Annotated in this window: 17 protein-coding genes and 1 other annotated feature; of the genes, 8 read left to right on the top strand and 9 right to left on the bottom strand. The window is 54.3% G+C overall.

Annotated elements, in window-relative coordinates:
* Positions 1 to 161 precede the first annotated feature (161 nt).
* The gene (locus B9Z40_RS11550; RefSeq protein WP_100173519.1) at positions 162 to 1,319 is read right to left on the bottom strand and encodes a site-specific integrase; all 1,158 of its coding nucleotides are present in this window, start codon (positions 1,317 to 1,319) and stop codon (positions 162 to 164) included.
* Positions 1,320 to 1,576: 257 nt separating this feature from the next.
* Between B9Z40_RS11550 and B9Z40_RS11545 the strand changes: the two genes are divergently transcribed.
* The 6 genes from B9Z40_RS11545 to B9Z40_RS17220 all read left to right on the top strand — a co-directional run bounded on the left by B9Z40_RS11545 (position 1,577) and on the right by B9Z40_RS17220 (position 7,462).
* On the top strand, positions 1,577 to 4,177 hold the full coding sequence (locus tag B9Z40_RS11545) for an S-layer family protein (protein WP_100173518.1): 2,601 nt from the start codon (positions 1,577 to 1,579) through the stop codon (positions 4,175 to 4,177).
* 416 nt (positions 4,178 to 4,593) lie between these two features.
* A protein-coding gene (locus B9Z40_RS11540) for an IS3 family transposase (RefSeq protein WP_100173517.1) occupies positions 4,594 to 5,831 on the top strand; the annotation gives its coding sequence in 2 pieces (ribosomal slippage) (positions 4,594 to 4,885 and positions 4,885 to 5,831; 1,239 coding nt in all).
* Positions 4,875 to 4,991, top strand: a sequence feature (AL1L pseudoknot). Its footprint overlaps the gene before it by 117 nt.
* 394 nt (positions 5,832 to 6,225) lie before the next feature.
* A complete protein-coding gene (locus B9Z40_RS11535; protein ID WP_158238094.1) occupies positions 6,226 to 6,597 on the top strand; it encodes a response regulator transcription factor in 372 nt (123 codons plus the stop codon).
* Positions 6,590 to 6,784, top strand: a complete 195-nt coding sequence (locus B9Z40_RS11530) for a hypothetical protein (RefSeq protein ID WP_100173515.1) — start codon at positions 6,590 to 6,592, stop codon at positions 6,782 to 6,784. The genes B9Z40_RS11535 and B9Z40_RS11530 overlap by 8 nt, the downstream gene beginning before the upstream one ends.
* Before the next feature lies 1 nt (position 6,785).
* Positions 6,786 to 7,292, top strand: a complete 507-nt coding sequence (locus tag B9Z40_RS11525) for a M48 family metallopeptidase (RefSeq protein WP_100173514.1) — start codon at positions 6,786 to 6,788, stop codon at positions 7,290 to 7,292.
* The gene (locus tag B9Z40_RS17220; protein WP_158238093.1) at positions 7,289 to 7,462 is read left to right on the top strand and encodes a hypothetical protein; all 174 of its coding nucleotides are present in this window, start codon (positions 7,289 to 7,291) and stop codon (positions 7,460 to 7,462) included. The genes B9Z40_RS11525 and B9Z40_RS17220 overlap by 4 nt, the downstream gene beginning before the upstream one ends.
* Positions 7,463 to 7,717: 255 nt before the next feature.
* Here B9Z40_RS17220 and B9Z40_RS11515 read toward each other — a convergent pair whose 3' ends face one another.
* From B9Z40_RS11515 to B9Z40_RS17140, 3 genes are all read right to left on the bottom strand, one after another.
* Positions 7,718 to 8,020, bottom strand: a complete 303-nt coding sequence (locus B9Z40_RS11515) for a HigA family addiction module antitoxin (protein WP_100173513.1) — start codon at positions 8,018 to 8,020, stop codon at positions 7,718 to 7,720.
* Between the two features lie 9 nt (positions 8,021 to 8,029).
* On the bottom strand, positions 8,030 to 8,308 hold the full coding sequence (locus tag B9Z40_RS11510; RefSeq protein WP_100173512.1) for a type II toxin-antitoxin system RelE/ParE family toxin: 279 nt from the start codon (positions 8,306 to 8,308) through the stop codon (positions 8,030 to 8,032).
* Between the two features lie 86 nt (positions 8,309 to 8,394).
* The gene (locus B9Z40_RS17140; protein WP_143473977.1) at positions 8,395 to 8,958 is read right to left on the bottom strand and encodes a hypothetical protein; all 564 of its coding nucleotides are present in this window, start codon (positions 8,956 to 8,958) and stop codon (positions 8,395 to 8,397) included.
* A gap of 739 nt (positions 8,959 to 9,697) precedes the next feature.
* Between B9Z40_RS17140 and B9Z40_RS11505 the strand changes: the two genes are divergently transcribed.
* Entirely contained in the window at positions 9,698 to 10,870 is a 1,173-nt protein-coding gene (locus B9Z40_RS11505; protein WP_143473976.1) for an acyltransferase, read from the top strand.
* Between the two features lie 77 nt (positions 10,871 to 10,947).
* Positions 10,948 to 12,594, top strand: a complete 1,647-nt coding sequence (locus tag B9Z40_RS11500; protein WP_143473975.1) for a calcium-binding protein — start codon at positions 10,948 to 10,950, stop codon at positions 12,592 to 12,594.
* Between the two features lie 40 nt (positions 12,595 to 12,634).
* Here the strand turns inward: B9Z40_RS11500 and B9Z40_RS11495 are convergent, their stop codons facing one another.
* From B9Z40_RS11495 to B9Z40_RS11475, 5 genes are all read right to left on the bottom strand, one after another.
* Positions 12,635 to 13,402, bottom strand: a complete 768-nt coding sequence (locus tag B9Z40_RS11495) for a peptidylprolyl isomerase (protein ID WP_233204892.1) — start codon at positions 13,400 to 13,402, stop codon at positions 12,635 to 12,637.
* 241 nt (positions 13,403 to 13,643) lie between these two features.
* Entirely contained in the window at positions 13,644 to 13,817 is a 174-nt protein-coding gene (locus B9Z40_RS17215) for a hypothetical protein (RefSeq protein WP_158238092.1), read from the bottom strand.
* Positions 13,817 to 14,032, bottom strand: coding sequence for a DUF6447 family protein (locus B9Z40_RS11490; RefSeq protein ID WP_100173509.1), 216 nt, complete (start codon positions 14,030 to 14,032; stop codon positions 13,817 to 13,819). The genes B9Z40_RS17215 and B9Z40_RS11490 overlap by 1 nt, the downstream gene beginning before the upstream one ends.
* 110 nt (positions 14,033 to 14,142) lie before the next feature.
* Positions 14,143 to 17,646 (bottom strand): calcium-binding protein, encoded by a 3,504-nt coding sequence (locus B9Z40_RS17135; RefSeq protein WP_143473974.1) that lies wholly within the window; start codon positions 17,644 to 17,646, stop codon positions 14,143 to 14,145.
* Positions 17,647 to 17,909: 263 nt separating this feature from the next.
* Entirely contained in the window at positions 17,910 to 19,013 is a 1,104-nt protein-coding gene (locus B9Z40_RS11475; protein WP_100173506.1) for an acyltransferase, read from the bottom strand.
* Between the last annotated feature and the right edge of the window lie 22 nt (positions 19,014 to 19,035).

Raw genomic sequence — 19,035 nt, 5'->3', positions numbered from 1 at the left:
CACCATTCGACACATCGACACCAAATTGCACAACTTGAATTTCTATACTTAAACCCAATAAATTTAATACCAGAGAATTACTTGTCATCAACTGATTCATGATTGTGCACCCCTCAAACGCGACGACCATGGTTGCTGCGTGTGAACGGGCCAGAACTGGATCAGGCCAGCTTGATCACCTCCACCGCCTCCATCAGCCGCTCGCGCTTGAGGTGTGCATAGCGACTGGTGGTGCGGATGTCGGCGTGCCCCAGCAGCTCTTGCACCTCGTAAAGGCTGCGCCCGGCGTTGACCAAAAAGCTGGCAAAGCTGTGGCGCAGATCGTGGATGCGCATCTCAGGCAGCCCGGCCTGCTTGCGCGCCGTGTTCCAGCTGTAATAGATCGACACATAGGGCAAGCCCGTTTGCGGGTTGGGGAAGATGTAGTCTGCGTCGGAGGGGATTACCGATGGCCAGCCGTTTTTGAGTTTCGTCAGCAGGTCAACGGCCCCTTGCGACAGCGGCACATACCGGATCTTGCCTGACTTGGTTTTGGGAATGCGCCAAGACGACTGAGCCCAATCGATGTCGACCCATTTGGCATCCAGCGCCTCGCGCTTGCGTGCCCCGGTGTAAAGCAAAAACGGAACGATGTGCTGCAGCATGGTGTTGTCACTGGCTCTCACGGCGCTCATGAGTGCCACGGTTTGCTCTGGCGTGAGATAACGCTCAATCTTGTTGTCGTCCTTGATGTTTTTCAGATCAAGCGCTGGGTTGATTTCGATGCAATCCACTTGCCAGCGCATGGCCAACTTGTACCCGTATTTCAACAACACCAACAGCCGATTGACCGTACCCGGGGCAAACCCATCGGTCCGCATGGACTGCACCAAGCGCGCAATGTCGGGCGTGCGCAATGCGGCCATGCCACGCGCGCCAAGCGTCGGCAAGATGTGGTTGCGAATCATGCTCTCATCGGTGCCCCAACTGCGCTTGTAGGTTTTGACATAAGGCAGATACTGGTCTACAAAAAACTCTTGGACCGTCAAGGCATTGGGTGCCAGCAAATCACCCCGAAGATCGCTACCAGCGAGCAATTCCCGCAAGTGTGCACGAGCAAGCTGACGGGCCTCGTCCAAAGTGATCACACGGGCATCGCCCAGCGTGATGTGCCGCTTGACCTTGTCTTGTATGTAATGCAACCTGTAAGCCATGTGGCCACTTCGTTGTACGTCCACATACAAGCCGCGAATCTGTGTGTCAAACACCTCCAGATGGCTTCGCTCTGGCGGGCAACTCAATTGCTGAACAAAAGCTTCGCTCAAGCGTGAAACGCTCATGAGGTCATTCCTTCGTCCACAAAAATCTTGTACTGCGGATTGTCGCGGCGCATCAGGAAGTCAGCTGTTAACTGCTTTACACAATGCACATTTGTCTCTGTTTTTTATTGAATTAACACCATTATTACTGTGCAAAAAGTCCAACGAACTTCAAACGTTTGAACGTCGTTGATTCACCGTTTTTGAATTTCTATATTCGTTAATTTCCAATTAAAGCAACACTTTACGACACACATACTTTCACACTCACTACGGGCGTGGATGTCGTGGTTGGCGGCGCTGGTAATGACACGTTCAATGGCTTGCCATCCAGCACAAATGCCACTTTCACTGCTTTCGACAACATCGACGGTGGTGCTGGCAAAGACACACTCAACGTGATCAGCACCAGCGGCGCTGCATTCACGATTCCTTCTTCCGCAGTGGTCAAAAACATTGAAACTGCTAACGTGACGGGTGACAACACCGTTACTGCCGATGTCACTGGCTGGACTGGTTTGACATCCTTGTTGACCGCGAGCACAGGCGGCTCCACTGTCACCGCTGCAGCTACAACAGCTGTTTCCGTTGCCAACACATCAGGCAACATCTCTGTCACTGGTGGTGCCTCGCAAACAGTGAATGCCACCTCTACTGCTGCCGATACAGTGACTTTGAGCGGTACCAAAGGCGCCGTTTCTCTGACGGGTGTGGTCTCTGGTACTGGCAACTTGACCGGCGGTGCGATTTCCGTGACCGGTGGTTCCACCGTGACTGTGAACCAAACACAGAAACAAGCCACAGTGAACACCACCACAACGGCTGGAGCAGTGTCTGTGACCGGTACTGCTGACACAACGGCTGTTTCGGTGACCAACACCAAAAAGGTCGCAGCATCTGTGACCGTTGCAGGTATCGCAAACAACTCAGTGGCTGTCACGGACGTCAACTATGGCTCTGACACCAAAGCGGGCACGATCACTTCCGTCACTGCAAGCGGCTACACCTCGCTGAACATCAACGACAACGCCTTGACAAGCTTGAGCGTGACCAACGGTTCTAGCAACATCATCATTGACAACTCTGGTTTGACAACCGCTACCAACAAGACTTTGGCAGTGACTGCCGATGGCCTGACAGGTGGCACGCTGGACGACGCTGACATCTACACCACGCTGAACGTCACAACAGCCAACAACAACTCGACCCTGGCCAACATCACCTTCGGTGCCGTGACCGCATTGACTGTTGCGGGTACCAAAGGCTTGACGCTGACGTCTGCTGCCGGCTTGTCCGCTCTGAAAACCCTGACAGTGTCTGGCAGCGCCGGCATCACTGCCGACGCGAGTGGTGCAACTGTGACTTCTGTTGATACATCCGGCACCACCGGCGCATCGACCGTCACTGTGGACGCCACCAAAGCCACCTTCACCGGCGGCGCAGGTGCTGACAAGGTCACTTCTTCGGGCAACGTGTCCAAGGCCATCACACTGGGTGACGGCAACGACACCATGGTGCTGGGTGCCAACACCACAACAGCTGCCATCGGTGGCGGTGCAGGTACAGACACCCTGTCGATCGCTGCTGCTGCTGCTGCGACGGCTTCTGGCAGTGCAACTTTTGCAGGCCTGGTCACTGGCTTTGAATCGTTGATTTTGACGGGTGCCACGAACCAAACCATCGACCTGGCCGTGTTGGGCAACTACAGCGCTGTTTCCACTTCGGGTGGTAACGGTTTGACCTTGAACAACTTGCCTAGCGGCGGCACTCTCACCCTGACCGGTGCTGGTACTGCTTACACGGTGGCCAACAGCGCCTTCACTGCCGGCACGAACGACGTTTTGAACGTCGCGTTGACCGACGGCACTGGTGGAGCTATTTCTTTCGCTGCCACCGGCATCACTGCCACCAGCGTTGAAACCATTGCCATCACAACAGCAGACACACAGACAACACCTACGAATCCTACGGATTTGTTGACTGTCTTGGGCAACTCTGCAGCCACCATCACTGTTGCTGGTAACGCAGGCCTGAACCTGACTGCTGCCTCCACAGCCCTGACATCGTTGGATGCCACCGGCATCACCAAGGGTGCTTTCACATTCACCTCTGGCGCTCTGGCTGCCGCTGCTGTCATCAAAGGCACGACCGCAGCAACCAACACCGTGACGTTCTCTGCTGCTACCAAAGCAGTGACCTACACCGGTGGTACAGGCGCCGACGCGATCACAGCCGCCAACGGCAAAAACAACGTGATCACTTTGGGCGACGGCACCAACAGCGTGACTGGCTTAGGTGGTAACAACACCATCACTGGCGGCAAAGACGGTGACACCGTGACTTTGACCACCGGCAACAACGTGGTGAACCTGGGCAACGGTGCCAACGCGTTCACGGCCACAACAGGCAACAACACGTATGTGGGTGGTACAGGCGTGGACACGATCTCAGTTGGCGGTGGCGTGAACAGCATCACCACCGGTACAGGTGCTGACGTGGTGACCCTCACTACAGCAGGTGCCAACGTGAACGTGTACACCACGATCACCGACGCACACGCGGGCATGCAAATCGCCTTCACCAACTTGGGTACAGAGACTTTTGTCACTGCCAAGGCGACTTTGGCAGGCACCGCTGTGTTCCAGGATTACGCCAACGCCGTGGTTGCTGGCGCTACGCAAGCTGACCACAGCGCTGACGGCGCATTTGGCTGGTTCCAGTACGGTGGCAACACCTTCCTGGTTCAAGTCAAGCACGACACCACTGCTGGTATTGCCCAAACCTTCGTCAACGGCGTCGACCAGATCGTTAGCCTGACAGGTTTGATCGACCTGAGCACTGCCACCGGCGGTACAACCAACATCCTGACATTGGTTTAATTGTTAGTGCGTTGAATGTGCCTCGGCATTTGCTGAGGTTCATTAAGTGATCAAAAATCCCTGCCACTGCAAAGTGGTGGGGATTTTTTTTAGCTCGACAGAATTGACGATACCTCGCCGATGGGACTGCCTGGCCTACTGGAAAACTCTCGTTAAGCACTTGAGTTCTTTGAATCGGAGAATAAGTCACTCACTACTGGTGTGGACATATCCGGTGTGATGAAAGGTGACGCTGGTACTACGGTTACTACAGGTAACGATTTTTTTGTTGCTGATAACAGTGGTACCAACGTAACAAACCTTGCTGACGTTTTGAATGGCGGTGCAGGTACTGACACATTGACTGTGTACGGTTTTACAGCAGGCTGAATCGCCCCGGATTTTGAGGAGGCTCCACACTTTGAGAAGATGTAGCCATGAGCAAGAAATCAAACCGTTTTTCACCCGAGGTGCGCGAACGCGCTGTCCGCATGGTGCTCGAACATAGAGGCGAGTACCCCTCCCTGTGGGCCACCATTGAGTCCATTGCCCCCAAGATCGGCTGCGTGCCGCAAACCCTCAACGACTGGGTTCGACAGCACGAAGTTGACGAAGGAATGCGCGATGGCGTCAGCTCTGAGGAGCGAGCACGCATCAAAGACCTGGAGCGTGAAGTTAAAGAACTGCGCAAAGCCAACGAAATCCTCAAGCTGGCGAGTGCTTTTTTTGCCCAGGCGGAGCTCGACCGCCGACTCAAGTCCTGAGGGACTTTGTTGATCAAAACCGCAAGGCCTATGGGGTCGAGCCGATTTGCAAAGTGCTGCAAATTGCCCCGTCTGGTTACAGGTGCCATGCCGCCCGCAAACGCAAGCCCGAACTGCTTTGCGCCCGGGCCAAGCGAGATGCCGAGTTATCGCCCCAAATCCAAGCCGTCTGGCAGGCCAACATGCAGGTCTACGGCGCTGACAAGGTCTGGCACCAGATGAATCGTGAAGGCACCAAGGTGGCGCGCTGTACGGTCGAGCGGCTCATGAAGCGCATGGGATTACACGGCGTTCGCAGGGGCAAGGTCATCCGCACGACAGTCCCAGACAAGGCGGTCGCGTGCCCATTGGACCGAGTTAATCGCCAGTTCAAAGCAGACCGTCCTAACCAGCTGTGGGTGTCAGACTTCACCTACGTTCAGACTTGGCAGGGCTGGCAATACGTGGCTTTTGTGATCGACGTGTTTGCCCGGCGCATCGTGGGCTGGCGCATGAGCAGCTCCATGCGCACGGACTTTGTATTGGATGCACTGGAGCAAGCGTTGTTTGACCGGCGACCAGAGCGCTCCGATGCCTTGATTCACCACTCAGACAGGGGTTCTCAATATGTTTCCATTCTCTACACCGAACGCTTGGCTGAGGCGGGCATAGAGCCCTCGGTGGGCAGCCGTGGCGACAGCTACGACAACGCCTTGGCCGAGACGATCAATGGGTTATACAAGGCCGAATTGATCCACCGCCGTGCACCTTGGAAGACCAAGGAGGCACTGGAACTGGCAACCCTGGAATGGGTGGCCTGGTTCAACCACCACCGACTGCTGAGCTCGATTGGATATATTCCACCGGCTGAAGCTGAGGTGAACTACTACCGGCAACTAGCCGGGAAGACCGAGACCGAGGTCTCAACTTAAACCAACTGGCCTCCACGAAACCCGGGGCGATTCATTCAGCTTGACTGCAGGTGGCAAAGCAATCGTTATGACTGGTGATGATACTGGTGCCAACGATATCTGGCAAATGTGGTATGTGGACGATTCACTCGATGGAGTAAGCGGTACAGTTTCTGCAACTGACGTGGTATGCGTTGGTATCGCTAACGCGGCAGCTGATCTTGACACTTACACAATTGCAAACTTCTTGTTCGCTTAATTGCACAAATGATCACCCCCTAAAAAGGGTGACTGGTTAAGGTTCTGAACTCCAAACCCCATCCCTCACAAGGGGGTGGGGTTTTTTATTGAGGGCATCCACAGTCCCATGGCTTCAGCGAAAGTCTGTATGGCAACTCCACAGCATCCCCGCCCAATGCGACCTTTCAAAGTCACGGTGCTCTGCGACTCCCCAGCTCAGCGCGATCTGGATGTCGCTGCCTTGCATCAAAACGGGTACGAGGCCACAGGCATGGCGAGCGCGGCCACTTTGGACATCTGCGGCCCTGATGTGGTGCTCATCAACCTCACTGGCATGGATGGCGATCCATTCGCCTTGGTTGAAACCGTTGTCAAAACATCACCTCAAGTGGGTGTGTTGCTGGTCATCTCCGCAGACGAAGACGACAAGACGCGGGCATACCAATCGGGTGCTGACAACTACTTGGTCAGGCCTTATGAGCCGGGCGAGTTGGTGGCTGTCGTGAAGAGCTTGTCGCGCCGTCTTCAAAGGACTTTGAATGTCTGAAGTGCCGGAAGCGTATTCTTTCGCAGACCCAGCACCGCTTGACGGGATTGGAGCCGTGCCCATTGGCTGGCTTGACCTGGAGCACGGTGTCTATCTGCACGTGGCCGATGACAACGCCACCGAGGTGCTGATTGTCGGCTTGGCCCGTGCGGACACGCAGGCTTGTAACGTCTTGCTGGTGTACTGACTTGTCCCTCGCCCCCATCTTGTTGCGCGCCCAGACCCACGTCAAACGGGGACAGATCGACGCGGCCCTCAAAATCTACAAGGGCTTGCTGGTCACTTTCCCCAACCACCCTCAGATCAACACCGAAGTGGGGGTTTTGCTGCTGCACCACCGCCCGGCGCAAGAGGCCATCAAGCCTTTAGAAAAAGCGGTCTCAGCCCTGCCCAATGCCCGTGAGTTGTGTGTCTGCTTATTGGTGGCCCATCAAAGGTGTGGCAACCTCAAACGAGCCCGAGAGGTTTTGGCGCAGATGTACTCTCAAGGATTTGAGCCATCTTCCTTGACGCAGTTTGAACAAGAACTCAACGAGCCACCCCGCGAAGACCTTGAGGCTTTGAAGAAGATGGTGAGCCAGCAGCAATGGGTCAACGCAGAAATTGCTGCCCGCATGATGGTCAATGACTACCCCGCAAGCGCCACAGCGCAGGCTTGTTTGAGCCGAGTACTGGCTGCTGAGACAGCGCGATGAACGCGATCGAGGTTGACTTCTGGGCCGAGCTGGCCCAAATCCAAGCCGAGTACATCGGCTGGATTCCTTTGAAGCCGAGGGCTTACCTGCATATGAGCGATGCCTACGCCGCCGAGGTGCTGGTGGTGGGTGTGCCTCAGGCGGGGGATGCGGTTCTGCTGGTGGAGTGATTCACGTCCAAAACTGAGCCACCTGCGGGGAGGGGCTGCTGGTGGGAGACGCCTCAAAATACCCCAAGTGCCGCTTTAGCTTAGTTGGTAGAGCACCCGCCTGTTAGCGGTAGGTCGTCAGTTCGAATCCGACAATCGACACCATGCGCCTCGCTCATGCGGAGCTTTTTGTTTGGTGGGATTGGATACCACGCCGTCAAATTTAACGATAGGGGACGTGGAGCCGGGCTCCATTCCACAGCAGATAAATTTGACTCAGGCAGCTTTCAATACTGGCGCTGTCATCGGCTTGATGGGCTTGCGACGTTTCGCGGCTTTGCGGGCATTACACAGATCACGCTGGGTTTGCAAGGCCAGCCAGTACCCTTGGGTCGTCCCCAGAGCCTCCGACAATCTCAAATCCATGTCAGCAGACACGGCGGCGTGGTCATTGATTACGCGCGACAACATCACTCGGCTGATGCCGATGTGTTGTGCAAAAGCTGTCTTTGTCAGGGCAAGGTCTTCAATCCATCCCGAGAGCAACTCACCGGGCGATGCGGGGTTATGCATATTCATTTTTGCCTCTCAGTGGTAATCCAAATAATTCAACAACTCAACGTCATGCCCAACGAAACGGAAGGTCAACCGCCAGTTGGCCTGCACTGTTACAGAAAGGTATCCTTCCAAATTGCCAGACAGCCCATGCAAACGCCAAGATGGCCGATTGAGGTCTGCCGGACTGGTTGCCACGTTCAGCGCCGTCAACAGTTCTCGCAGTCGCTTTGCATGAATGGGCTGGATACCACTATGGCGGCCAGTCTCAAAAAAGAGTTTGAGACCCTTGTGCTCAAAAGACAGGATCATTTTTTGTAAAGCATGAGTTTACGGAATTCTAACCCGCTGTGCAATCCGGGGCAAAATGGGCCTGCGCTGATATGGGATTGAAAGTGTCAGCATCTTGTCGCATCGGCCATCATGATCCTGCTTAAGGCTTCATCCAGCATGGCATCGTACTGCCACGCAACCTCTAAGAAATTGTTATGGATGCGCTCCCTGCTCCGTGGGAGCTGTAACTTCAAGTTAGCCATCTTGTGTTGCAGGCTGTGGTACTTCCAGATCATCCGATCTTCGGCATCTCCCGACTGTGACTCGTATGAAATCCGATTACAGCGCCTGCATGCAAAGCGGCCATGACGCATGTACAGCAATCCCATGCGTCTGTCGCACCGTGGACAGATGAACCAGCGGCGGTGTCCACCGAAGTGACATGGGGTTTGTGTCACCCCGATCCAATGTGTATGAAACCCGATGTCTACGGTGATGTGGTCGTCGAATGCTTTGACAAGCCCTTCAAGCCGAACTTCACCATATTGCCTCCAGTACAGCCGTTTCCAGTTGCCTGTATCCAGATGCCCAGATCTGGACAGGTACGCAACATCCAGTGCAGAAGCGTTTTCTGCCTTGAGTTTGTGTGCAGGTCGACCAGCCCCCATTCTTCTTCCGCCTTTGCCCATGTCGCGCTCCTTCAGAAAACGAAATCAATTACAAGCCCGACAAGGCCACTTCGAGTGGATGGCTACAAAGCCATGTCCTTCCTGCAAAAGCCTCTCCATGGCCCGCATCTGATGCGGTGGGGGTGTTCCTGCGTGATTCTTAAAGTCCAAAGCGCTCCGCGCAAAACATGAAGAGAAAACAACCAGCTTCATCAGCCCCAGTAGGTAGGAATACAAGGGAGGAAGACAGGAGTAGCTGGGTAATGGATGCAGGCCCAGCCCACCTTGTCAAGTTTGATCATCCTCATCCATCACCGTCCAGCCTTGACATCCTTGTTCGGTAAATTTAGGGCGAGTTCGGCTAATCAAGGGAATGCCCTTATTACCCACCACTCGGCCCTCCATTCAGGTCAGGCCAAGGCAGCACGTCAGTGCTTGGCAGGAGAGATCAGCTCGACCAGCAAACCTTCTGTGCCGTGGTCAAGTGGTCTTGACCCCGTAACCCAGTACCGCCGATATGTTTAATTTACCGCTCGTTTCTCCCTGAACATCTTGTGCAGAATGCTGTGCTAACGCCAGATCAGCCCGTCCTCTGCGTCCCCGGACTGGGATTGGACGAAATTCTTCAGGCGAGGGCGATAACCATTGAATCGAAAAAACACACAAACTGTGACACCCTAACTTCGACAACTGCCCATTCGGGTCAAGACGATCTATTCCAGTCAAAATAGCAACAAGCCCAATCATTAGCAGCCCCTCAGTGCCCACCGCCATCCCACACACACTGCACAGCCTCACCTCCGCCAGATTCTTTGCTGCCATGTGGGTGCTGATGATGCACTTCTCCTCGGTCGGCGCTTTGGGCCACACAGACAGCGTCAGCGCCTACGGCGCGTTTTTGCGCTTCTGGTTGGCCACGGGTGGCTCGGCGGTGGGTTTCTTCTTTGTGCTCAGCGGCTTCATCTTGACGCACAGTTACCACCAGCGCCTGCACGACAACACCGCAGGGCAGCGCCAACACTTTTGGCGAGCCCGCTTTGCCCGTATCTACCCCACTTACTTGCTGGCCTTGTGCCTGACCACGGCCAGCGCCCTCACCCTGGGGCAACTGGGCGTGCAGCCTTGGAGTTCGTGCACCTTGAGCCAATGTGGCGGCTCATGGCTGCTGTCACTGGTGCCTCTGCAGTCATGGTTTGCAGACAGCCAAATCCAACAACTGTGGAACGCCCCGGGCTGGAGCATTGCCACCGAAGCCTTCTTTTACGCGCTCTTTCCGTGGCTGCTGCGCCCTATCATGGCGCTGACCCGGCGGTTCGGCTGGTGGAGCCTTGGCATGATTTGGTTGCTGCAAAACCTGCTGTTTTTCGCACTCAGCATCTACACCGCCCAAGCCAGCCCCGAGCTGCAAGCAGGCCTCGCTTGGTGGCCCGAACGCCTGCCCCTGTTGCGCCTGCCCGAATTCGCCATGGGCATCAGTGTCTGGACACTCTACAACGCACAGCACACACGTACTACGTCCAGCACCCTGCAAACTTGGCAAGCGCTGGCACTCATTGGCGCACTCACCCTCATTTGGTACCTGCCAGCACCGGCCTCTACATCGGTGCTGCACATTCCACTCTCGGGCAAAGCCTACCTGCTGGCCGCCCCCCTGTTTGCTGCGCTCATTTACTGGCTGGCCAGTGCAGAGCGTCAACCCCATCAGCCACTGACACGGCTCTTGTCAGCACCCACACTGGTCACGCTGGGCCAAGCCAGCTTCGCGCTTTACATCATCCATTGGTTTGGCCTGCAAAGCCTGTTCATCGCGTTCCTCCACCAAGGCCCTCCGCCTGTATGGGCCAGCTACCTCACAGTGGCCGTTCTTGTGGTTATATCTGTAGCCCTGCACCTTGGGTTTGAACGCCCCTTGCAAAAGCGGTTGATGCGCTGACATTTGTCACCATTGATTCATTCTTTGACAAATCTTACAAATTTGTCAAAATGTACTCAATTTAACAGGTGATATGAATGAGTAAACCCAGCGGTATTCTGTTTAACGAAACTTACTATCTCTCCAAAAATCCAGATGTGCAGGCTGCTGTAAAGGCAGGCGTGATTGCATCAGGGTATTCGCATTGGCAAAATTACGGACGCTTTGAGGGTCGTCAATCCAGTCCATTTTTTGATGTTCAGGTCTACCGAGACGCGAACCCTGATTTGGCAGCAGCTGGATTAACAATGGAATCAGATCTCATTCGTCACTTCAACACTTACGGCTTCAACGAAGCTCGAAAGTTCATGAGTGATAGCATTTTTGATTACCAATACTATGCGCAGCAAAACCCCGACTTGGCAGCCGCAGGGATCACCACAAGATCTCAATTACAGCAGCACTTTCAGACATTTGGCTACTTGGAAGGCCGTGCAGCCAGTCCCCTCGTGGGCGGTACGGCTTATGTGAACCAGAATGCGGATCTGAAAGCATATCTGCAGACCGGTGCTGGTCTAAACGGCATAACCGATCCCGAAAAGGTCGGCATTTACCACTTTTACAACTTTGGTATTTTTGAAGGCCGTCCAGCAGTACCCGCAACTCCCGCCATAAAACCTGAATTTCTCATGTCGATTGCTGTGGGTGGTGATACCTATATCAACAAGGCAGAAAGTTCAAGGTTCACGACCATCACGCCAACTGTCACAAGCAGCACGTTGGATACACATTCAGCCATGGTGCATGGCACCAAAAATAACGCTCAGACCAGTGAGTTGGCCATGTGGGTCTCGGGAAACAACAGCTACCAATTCGATTCCCGAACCTTTGATGATGGCATCCTCACAGTGGACCTGGTGGATATTTATGGACAAACCAAAGATTTGACGCTCACCAAAGACACCGTGGCACCTGCATTGGTGAATCTCTCTGTCACCGGGCCTAGCACCTTATCTGTCACTTCATCAGAAAAAGGCAAAGTGGGCCTCTACGACAGCTACACCATCATCTCTCTCGCCAGCAGCCTCATTTCGGGCACCGAAACCACGATTGCTTCAGCCAACACGCCCACCACCGTAACGCTTACTGCTCAAAGTGCCGTCAAGTCTGCGAATGTGCGTCTCCAAGATGCAGCAGGCAATACTTCGGACAGCTTTACGATGGTTGTGTTGGGTACGGAGGGTGCAGACAGCATGGTGGCCGGCCCCCTCGATACAAATCTGATGTTTGGCTTTGGCGGAAATGACGTGATAAGGGGTTCCACATTAGCCGATGTCATCTATGCAGGCGCAGGAAACGATACGGTTACAGGCGGCGCGGGTGTTGATGTGATCGATGTGGGCACTGGCGTTGATACGGTTACGGTCGGAACAGTGAACACCGGTGGCATTGACACAGTCAGCTACTTCACCTCAGAAGACTTCATCAAATTCGCTGGCGGACTCAGTTACTGGGACGACACGATCCTCGGCGACATGCAATCCAAAGGGACGCTCATGGAGGCCGCCTCTTATGTGGTCGGCACCTTTGATGGTTGGGCATTGGGATTCGTCTACAAAGGCGAGGCCTATGTCGTCATCGATGGTGCGAAGGGCAGCATCCCATTCAATGCGGCAACAGATGCCATCGTCAAGTTGGTGGGCACGAACCTGGGTACGCTCTCAGCTGCCAACTTCACGGCTTAACCACGGCGCACAGGCAGACTGCGCGGGTTAATGAACGCGGTCATTTGGTTTGCGTTGCAGATGTGATGGTCACTTCGGTCAAGGGCACATTGGCGAAGCCGTTGACCGTGCTTGTGGGCAGTGTTGCCATGGCGTCGGCCACCGACATGCCCTGCACCACTGTGCCAAACACTGCATAACCCGGGCGCTCAGCATCCTGGTAATCCAAAAAGGTGTTGTCTAGCAGGTTGATAAAAAACTGGGATGTGGCCGAGTTTGCCGAGCGAACAGGATCCTTAGGGTCATCGCCCAAACGTGCCATTGCCACCGTAGCGCGCAGATTGCTCAAACCCTTGTTGCTCTCCAAAACAATGGGGGGGCTGAGCTCGCTCTTGGCCACCATGCCAGTGTTGAAACCGCCAGCCTGCACCACAAAGCCGGGCACCACACGGTGGAACAGGGTGTTGGCGTAAAAACCGCTGTTCACATAGCTTAAAAAGTTGTTGACCGTGATGGGCGCCTTAGCTGGGTCCAGTTCGAGCGTGATGGCGCCGCTGCTGGTGGTCAGTGTTACCTGGGGCTTGGGCACCACCACCGTCGTCTGCCAAACCACTTGGCCAGCAGCATCTTTGACTGTGAGCGGCATGTCCCCCACCTGCGTCACCGTACAGTTGAGCACCAACATACTGGTGGAACTGCTAGAAGCAAAGCTTGCGTTGCTACACGCGCCACCTGTGTCCACCGTCATGGTGCTGCGCAAGTCATTGCCGCCGATGTAGATGACGGCTGTTCGACTGTATTGCACAGACTTGGCTTGGAAACCCGTCACCACAGGCGGGAAACCAGAGTTACCGCCACCACAACCCGTCAGCACAAGTAGAAAAATCGCAAGCAAAGCAGTTTGCGCAAAGATTGAAGCTTGAGAGAAAATCATAGAGTTAGTTTAGTACCAAAAGATGGGGGCACTTCTCAACTCGGGTCGTGTTGAACTTTCATACCACATCGTGAACGATGCGTTGGAATGAAGCCTATAAGCGAAAAAAGCCCCGCATCAGCCAGGCCTGTGGGCATCACCCCACCAGCAACACCGCCGCCCCCGCCTGCGGCACACCCACCACCAGCACCTCGGTGGAGTTCTCATCGCTGACGTGCAGATACACGCCTTCTTCCAAAGGAATCCAGCCTATGGACTCGGCATGAATTTCGGCCAATTCGGCCCAGAAGTCAGCCTCGATGGAATGCATCAGCTGAATTTAAGCGTGTCGCCAGCAGGTGCCGTTTGCAATGCAGCTTGCAGGGCTTTGGCATAGGCGATACGCGCTGTTTGAATGGCAGCGGCTTGCGCTTGCAGGCGGGCCAGTTCTTGGTCGCAGAACTGAAGGCTGACCAACTGGGCTTTGGCTTCGTCTGAGAGTTTGTCTGTATCGTAGTCGATGTTGTTGATATTGATAGTGGGCATATAAGAGTCGTTTAATCAAAAAAACCTCACAGCCTTTTGAGCCATGAGGTTGGGAGGTTTAGCACCTAAGCCACCCACCCTTTTCTAAGGGTGGATGAGTTTTGCCTTGGTTAGACTACGACGATGTCGCCGGCTGCGAACGTGGTGTTACCCACCAATTTGATGACGATGTCATTGGCCGCTTGGAAACCAGGAGTTGAATCGTTGATGACCAAATAAGTACCTGCAGCTGCGCCAGTGCTATAAACCACAGAACGAGCAACAATGGTACCTGCACCAGCTGCAGATGCTGCAAACTCGTGACCAGCAGAGTTGTCCAAGCCAGTAGCAGTAGCCAACGCTGTGTAAACCGCAGCCAAGTCAGCAACAGAGGTTACATCGGTCACAGCTGCCAGCATTGTGGCTGCTGTATTACCTGCTGCCAAAGCCACACCTGCCAAAGTAGTACCCGCTACGCCACTTGTCAACTGAATCACGTCGGCACCTGTTACAAAACCTGTGATGGTTTTGGAGTTGGCAGCTGCTGCAGCAGTTACGGCCAAAACCACAGAATTCGAAACGCCCAAGGCATGGGTACCCAAAGTGATTTTGTCCAAGCCGGCTGCTGGCGTAATCACGTTGGCACCTGTGCCCACAATGATTGTGTCTGCACCAGAACCACCAGTGATGGTGTTGTAACCATTGCCAACGGTGATAGCGTTAGCACCATTGGAGCCTGTCACGGTGATGGTGTTGTTGCCATTGCCAGCAGTGATGGTGTTTGCACCTGCAGCACCAGCCAATGTGTTGTTGCCTTCGCCACCAGAAATAACGTCATTCAACGCACCACCAGTGATCGTGTCATTAGCAGCGCCACCAGTCAACACACTACCCAAAGCGTTACCAGTAATGATGTTTGCTTTGGTAGCGCTACCGATAATGGTGACGCCATTACCTGTTGAGCCTGTAGCATCGACTGTCACTGTGCCAGTTGCTGTGGCCGCATTGAAAGTGGTGTTCGCGTTCACAGCAATTGCACCAGTCGTGATGCTGATTGCACCCGCGCCAGATACGTTAACGTTAGTCAAAGCTGTTGCCGAAGTCAAAGCGTCGATTGTGATGCCGTCTGTTGCAACCAAGTTCAATGTTTCCACACCAGCCAAAACGGGAGTGGAAACCGCGAGGGCGTTAACAGGAGCCAAACCGTCGTTAACTTCAACCGTAACGACGTCCAGTTGACCCGGAGTTGTAGAACCCGTCACAGTGATTGTGGGGGTGGAGGTTGCATCAATGACGATGTTTGCAGCTTGCGTAGCTGTCAAACCGGTAACGGCTGTTGTGCCTGACATGATCACTTTGCCAATTGAAGACGCAGTGAATTTGCTTACGTCGACAGCAACAGTCGTTTTGATGGTTTCGAAGTTCTTGAACAAAGCGGCCGAAGCTGTTGTTGAGAAATCAGTAGCGTTGCCAAGGACCAATACGTCAGCTGAACCTGCACCACCATCAATGGCTTTTGTCTGCACAGCACCATTGCTGGAAGTCACAGTATCAACGCCGGAGCCACCAGTGTAAGTTTGACCTGCAAGTGTTGTGATTTTGTTGGCGCCGGAGTTACCCGAAGCATCGATCACTGCAGCAGCAGCCAAATTGGTAGTACCAAATGTCAAGCCAGCAGTGCCGGTCAAGTTGACTTTAGTAGCCAAAATGGAGTCCAAGCCTGTCAACACGTTGGCAGCAGTACCGTTACTTGTAATGTTCACTGTTGTTGCGTTGTCGTCTTTGTATGTACCAGCTGCCACACCGCTCAGTGTGTAGTTGATGGCATGCCCAACAGTGGTGTTCACTGTAGTCACGTCAGCCACCATGCCAGTTGCACTAACGTTGGTCAAGGCCAAACCGGTACCAGTCGTTGCACCTGCATTGTTCAGAGTCAAGGTGGTCAGTGTGTTGTTGCCAGTGGAGCCATCGGTCACGGCGTTACCGGCAGAACCGTAGTTGCCATTGATCGTTGCGCTAGTCAAGCCAGTGTTTGCAGTTGCTGTAACAACGACTCCATCAACCAAGGCAGCCGCAGCTGTATCGGCTGTCGTGATCACTGTGGCTGCGGTTGTCGCAGCAGCGGCAGCTGTCAAGGTAGCGAGTGTGGCAGCTTTAGCAGAAGTTGCAGCAGCAATAATTGGCGCCTCAACGACCAAAGCAGCAGCTTTCGCCTTTGTGGCATCGCCACCAACTGCTTTGAACGCAGTTGCGTAAGCGGTATCAATTGCAATCTTTTGGTCCAGCGTAATGGCTTTTGCGTTCAGCGCTGTCAATGTTGCTGCATTGTTGGCAGCAATGTTTGCAGCAGCGGCTACAGCAGTAGCCATGGTACCGAGATCTGTAACAAGAGTGGCTGCCGCAGTATCTGCAACTTTGGCAGTACCAGCACCGGCGTTAGCTGCAGCGACAAGAATCAATGCATCACGTGCAGCGATGTTTGCTTTGACGGTTGCTAAAGGCACAGCCTTTGAAGCGTTGGCAACAATCGATGTACCGTTTGTAAATGTGATACCGCCATCATTGGCAGTTGCAGTCAAAACACCAGCACCTTTAACGGCGACTGTGCCTGCAGCGATTGAATTAGTAGCAGTGACGTTACCAGCTGCAGCAGTTGCCGCACCGACAATAATGTTACCAGCTGTACTGTTAACGATGGTCACGTTTTTACCGCCATCAACCGCAACGCCAGCAATACCATTTGCTACGTTGATATCGGTTGTTGCAGAGGCCTTCACACCAGCAATCGCACCAGAAGCTGTAAGGTTCAGTGTGTTGACGTTAGTCCAGCCAGAAATGTCTGCGGCAGAAACGCCAGCAGGAGCAGCAGAAGTCAGATTAACTACTTCAACGTTCTTGACTGTTGCGCCGGTTGCGGGGACTAATGAGCTGGTGGTGTTTGCGCCACCAACAGGGGTTGCGTTTGCAGACACAATCAAATTCAGCGTATCAGTTCCGGTGCCACCGTCGATCGCGTCGAGCGATGTATATGTATCTACACCTGCAACTAAGGCTGCATTGAAAGTGTCGTTACCAGTAGTGCTGGTTGTTCCAGCGGAACCAATCATGGATCCAGAGGTATCCACACTAGTAGTGAGTGTGAAAGTTTGGCCAGCAGTGTTAGGCAATGTGAAGCCTTGCTGAGCGCCAAACTTAACGAAGTGAGCAATAGCACCGTTGGTTTTGCTGCCAGCGAAGCTTGCCAAGTTGGCATCGACGTAAGCGGCAACTGTTGGGTAAGCAGCCAGGTAGTCATTCCAGTTGTAGGCGGCCAAAGTGGCGTTGCCTGCACGGCCTTCGTTCAGACCTTGGTTAACGTAGTGGAAAAGCAGATCAGCAGCGTCCAGGTTTGTCAGGGCAGCCAGGTCGGCGTACTTGCTCTGATAGAAAGCTGGGTTGAAATCAGCGTTAGGCTGGTGGCCACGGGCTGCACCGATTTGCACGAAGTATTCGATAGGTGACAGGGTACCTGTGTAGGAGCCCATGTACTTGTCTGCGTAATAGAAGGCATCAAAAGCCTTGTAAGAGCCTTTGATGGCTGCGGGGAGAGCGTTCAGGGCTGCAGTCAGATCAGCGCCAGTTTTGAAGAAAGCCATTGATTACCTTTCAGTGATGAAGAAAGAAACTAAGTTTCAGGGGGCATTGTTGCCAATGCTTGGCGTAGATTCTAAGTGAATGGCAAGCAGTAGCAACACTCTCTTTGGGTGTAACAACACTCAAGCCAGCCATTCTACATTAAGTTGTTTTAAATCAAAGACTTACGCGTTATTTGAAAATAATTACTCGAGCAACTACACCTTTAGGTGTAGTTAGGTGTGTTGTTTTTGTGCAAATTCCCACTGCGGGGCTGGCTGCCGCCTCAGCGCAGGTAGCTCCGGCGCAGACTCAAAAACGGTTTTTCGATCAACTGGTAAGTAATAGTAGCCATCAGCATCACCAGGGGCAGCACGCACACAACGCCGGTCAAGATGGTATCCAGCCGCTCCAGGCCGGTGAAGGGCACCACGCCTGCATGCTTGTTGTAGGCGGCCAGCACCAGGTTGTGGAACACATAGGTTGAGAAGCTGATGGCCCCCATGGCGGCCAGTGCGCGGTCCACCCGGGCCTTGACGGCTTCAGGCCCAGGCCAACGCACTAGCAGGTACACCCACACAAAGCTGCCCCACAGCGCACCCTCGACCAACGGCCAAACGGTCCACAGCGGGCTTTTGAGTTCGGCAAAGCCCACTTGCAGGCTGAACAGGTGCAAGCCCCCCAGCACCAAGGCGCTGGCGGGCAGTAACCACAACCAGTGCAGGCGCAGCTTGGCCGTTGGCGTGTCTTTGCCCTGCGCCAGCCAGAGGCGCCCCAGCAACATGCCCACCACGAACTGGTCCAGACGCCCAAACAGGGTTTCGTAGGCGATGTAACGCACCTCGCCGGATGCGGCAAACACCAAAGCACGCAGCACGAACAGCAGGCCCAGCACGCCCAACAGATAGCGGCTGCCGTATCGGCGGGCAAACAGGATCAAAAACGGGAAGATTAGATAAAACTGCAGCTCGACCCAGATGGTCCACATTTGCTGAAAGTACGGCGACAGGCCGATGGTTTCGGAGCGGAAGGGCATGAGCCAGCCCAGCAGCTGGAAAAAGCCGTAATTGCGGTGGTCGTTGTAGGTGCTGATGAACAGCTGCAAGCAGGCCGCCACGATCAGCAGCGGGTAGATGCGGATGATGCGGTTGCGGATGAAGCCGCCGTAGTCGATGTCTTTGTGCCCGGCAATGACGGTGAAGATGAAGCCGCTGATGACCATGAACAGCGCGATGCCGGTGTGGCCTTCGTCGATCAGGCTGACCAAGGGGTTGGCGCTGCGCAGGTCGCCTTGGGTGTGATGAAAGAAGTGGAACAGCACCACCAAGCTGGCCGCCAAAAAGCGCAGGTGGTCAAGTCGGCTCAGGTAGGGGTGTTGCTGGGTGTGCATGGTGGGGCGGTACCGCGGGGGT

The sequence above is a fragment of the Limnohabitans sp. 15K genome (assembly GCF_002778285.1).
In the GTDB taxonomy this organism is placed as follows: domain Bacteria; phylum Pseudomonadota; class Gammaproteobacteria; order Burkholderiales; family Burkholderiaceae_C; genus Limnohabitans_A.
This window is presented reverse-complemented; position numbering and strand designations above follow the sequence as displayed.

Excerpts from the sequence above, each read along its gene's own strand:
- B9Z40_RS17140 (WP_143473977.1), bottom strand. The coding sequence starts at position 8,958 with ATGGGCAAAGGCGGAAGAAGAATGGGGGCTGGTCGACCTGCACACAAA.
- B9Z40_RS17215 (WP_158238092.1), bottom strand. The coding sequence starts at position 13,817 with ATGCATTCCATCGAGGCTGACTTCTGGGCCGAATTGGCCGAAATTCAT.
- B9Z40_RS11550 (WP_100173519.1), bottom strand. The coding sequence starts at position 1,319 with ATGAGCGTTTCACGCTTGAGCGAAGCTTTTGTTCAGCAATTGAGTTGC.
- B9Z40_RS11510 (WP_100173512.1), bottom strand. The coding sequence starts at position 8,308 with ATGATCCTGTCTTTTGAGCACAAGGGTCTCAAACTCTTTTTTGAGACT.
- B9Z40_RS11490 (WP_100173509.1), bottom strand. The coding sequence starts at position 14,032 with ATGCCCACTATCAATATCAACAACATCGACTACGATACAGACAAACTC.
- B9Z40_RS11500 (WP_143473975.1), top strand. The coding sequence starts at position 10,948 with ATGAGTAAACCCAGCGGTATTCTGTTTAACGAAACTTACTATCTCTCC.
- B9Z40_RS11515 (WP_100173513.1), bottom strand. The coding sequence starts at position 8,020 with ATGAATATGCATAACCCCGCATCGCCCGGTGAGTTGCTCTCGGGATGG.
- B9Z40_RS17135 (WP_143473974.1), bottom strand. The coding sequence starts at position 17,646 with ATGGCTTTCTTCAAAACTGGCGCTGATCTGACTGCAGCCCTGAACGCT.
- B9Z40_RS11475 (WP_100173506.1), bottom strand. The coding sequence starts at position 19,013 with ATGCACACCCAGCAACACCCCTACCTGAGCCGACTTGACCACCTGCGC.
- B9Z40_RS11530 (WP_100173515.1), top strand. The coding sequence starts at position 6,590 with ATGTCTGAAGTGCCGGAAGCGTATTCTTTCGCAGACCCAGCACCGCTT.
- B9Z40_RS17220 (WP_158238093.1), top strand. The coding sequence starts at position 7,289 with ATGAACGCGATCGAGGTTGACTTCTGGGCCGAGCTGGCCCAAATCCAA.
- B9Z40_RS11535 (WP_158238094.1), top strand. The coding sequence starts at position 6,226 with ATGCGACCTTTCAAAGTCACGGTGCTCTGCGACTCCCCAGCTCAGCGC.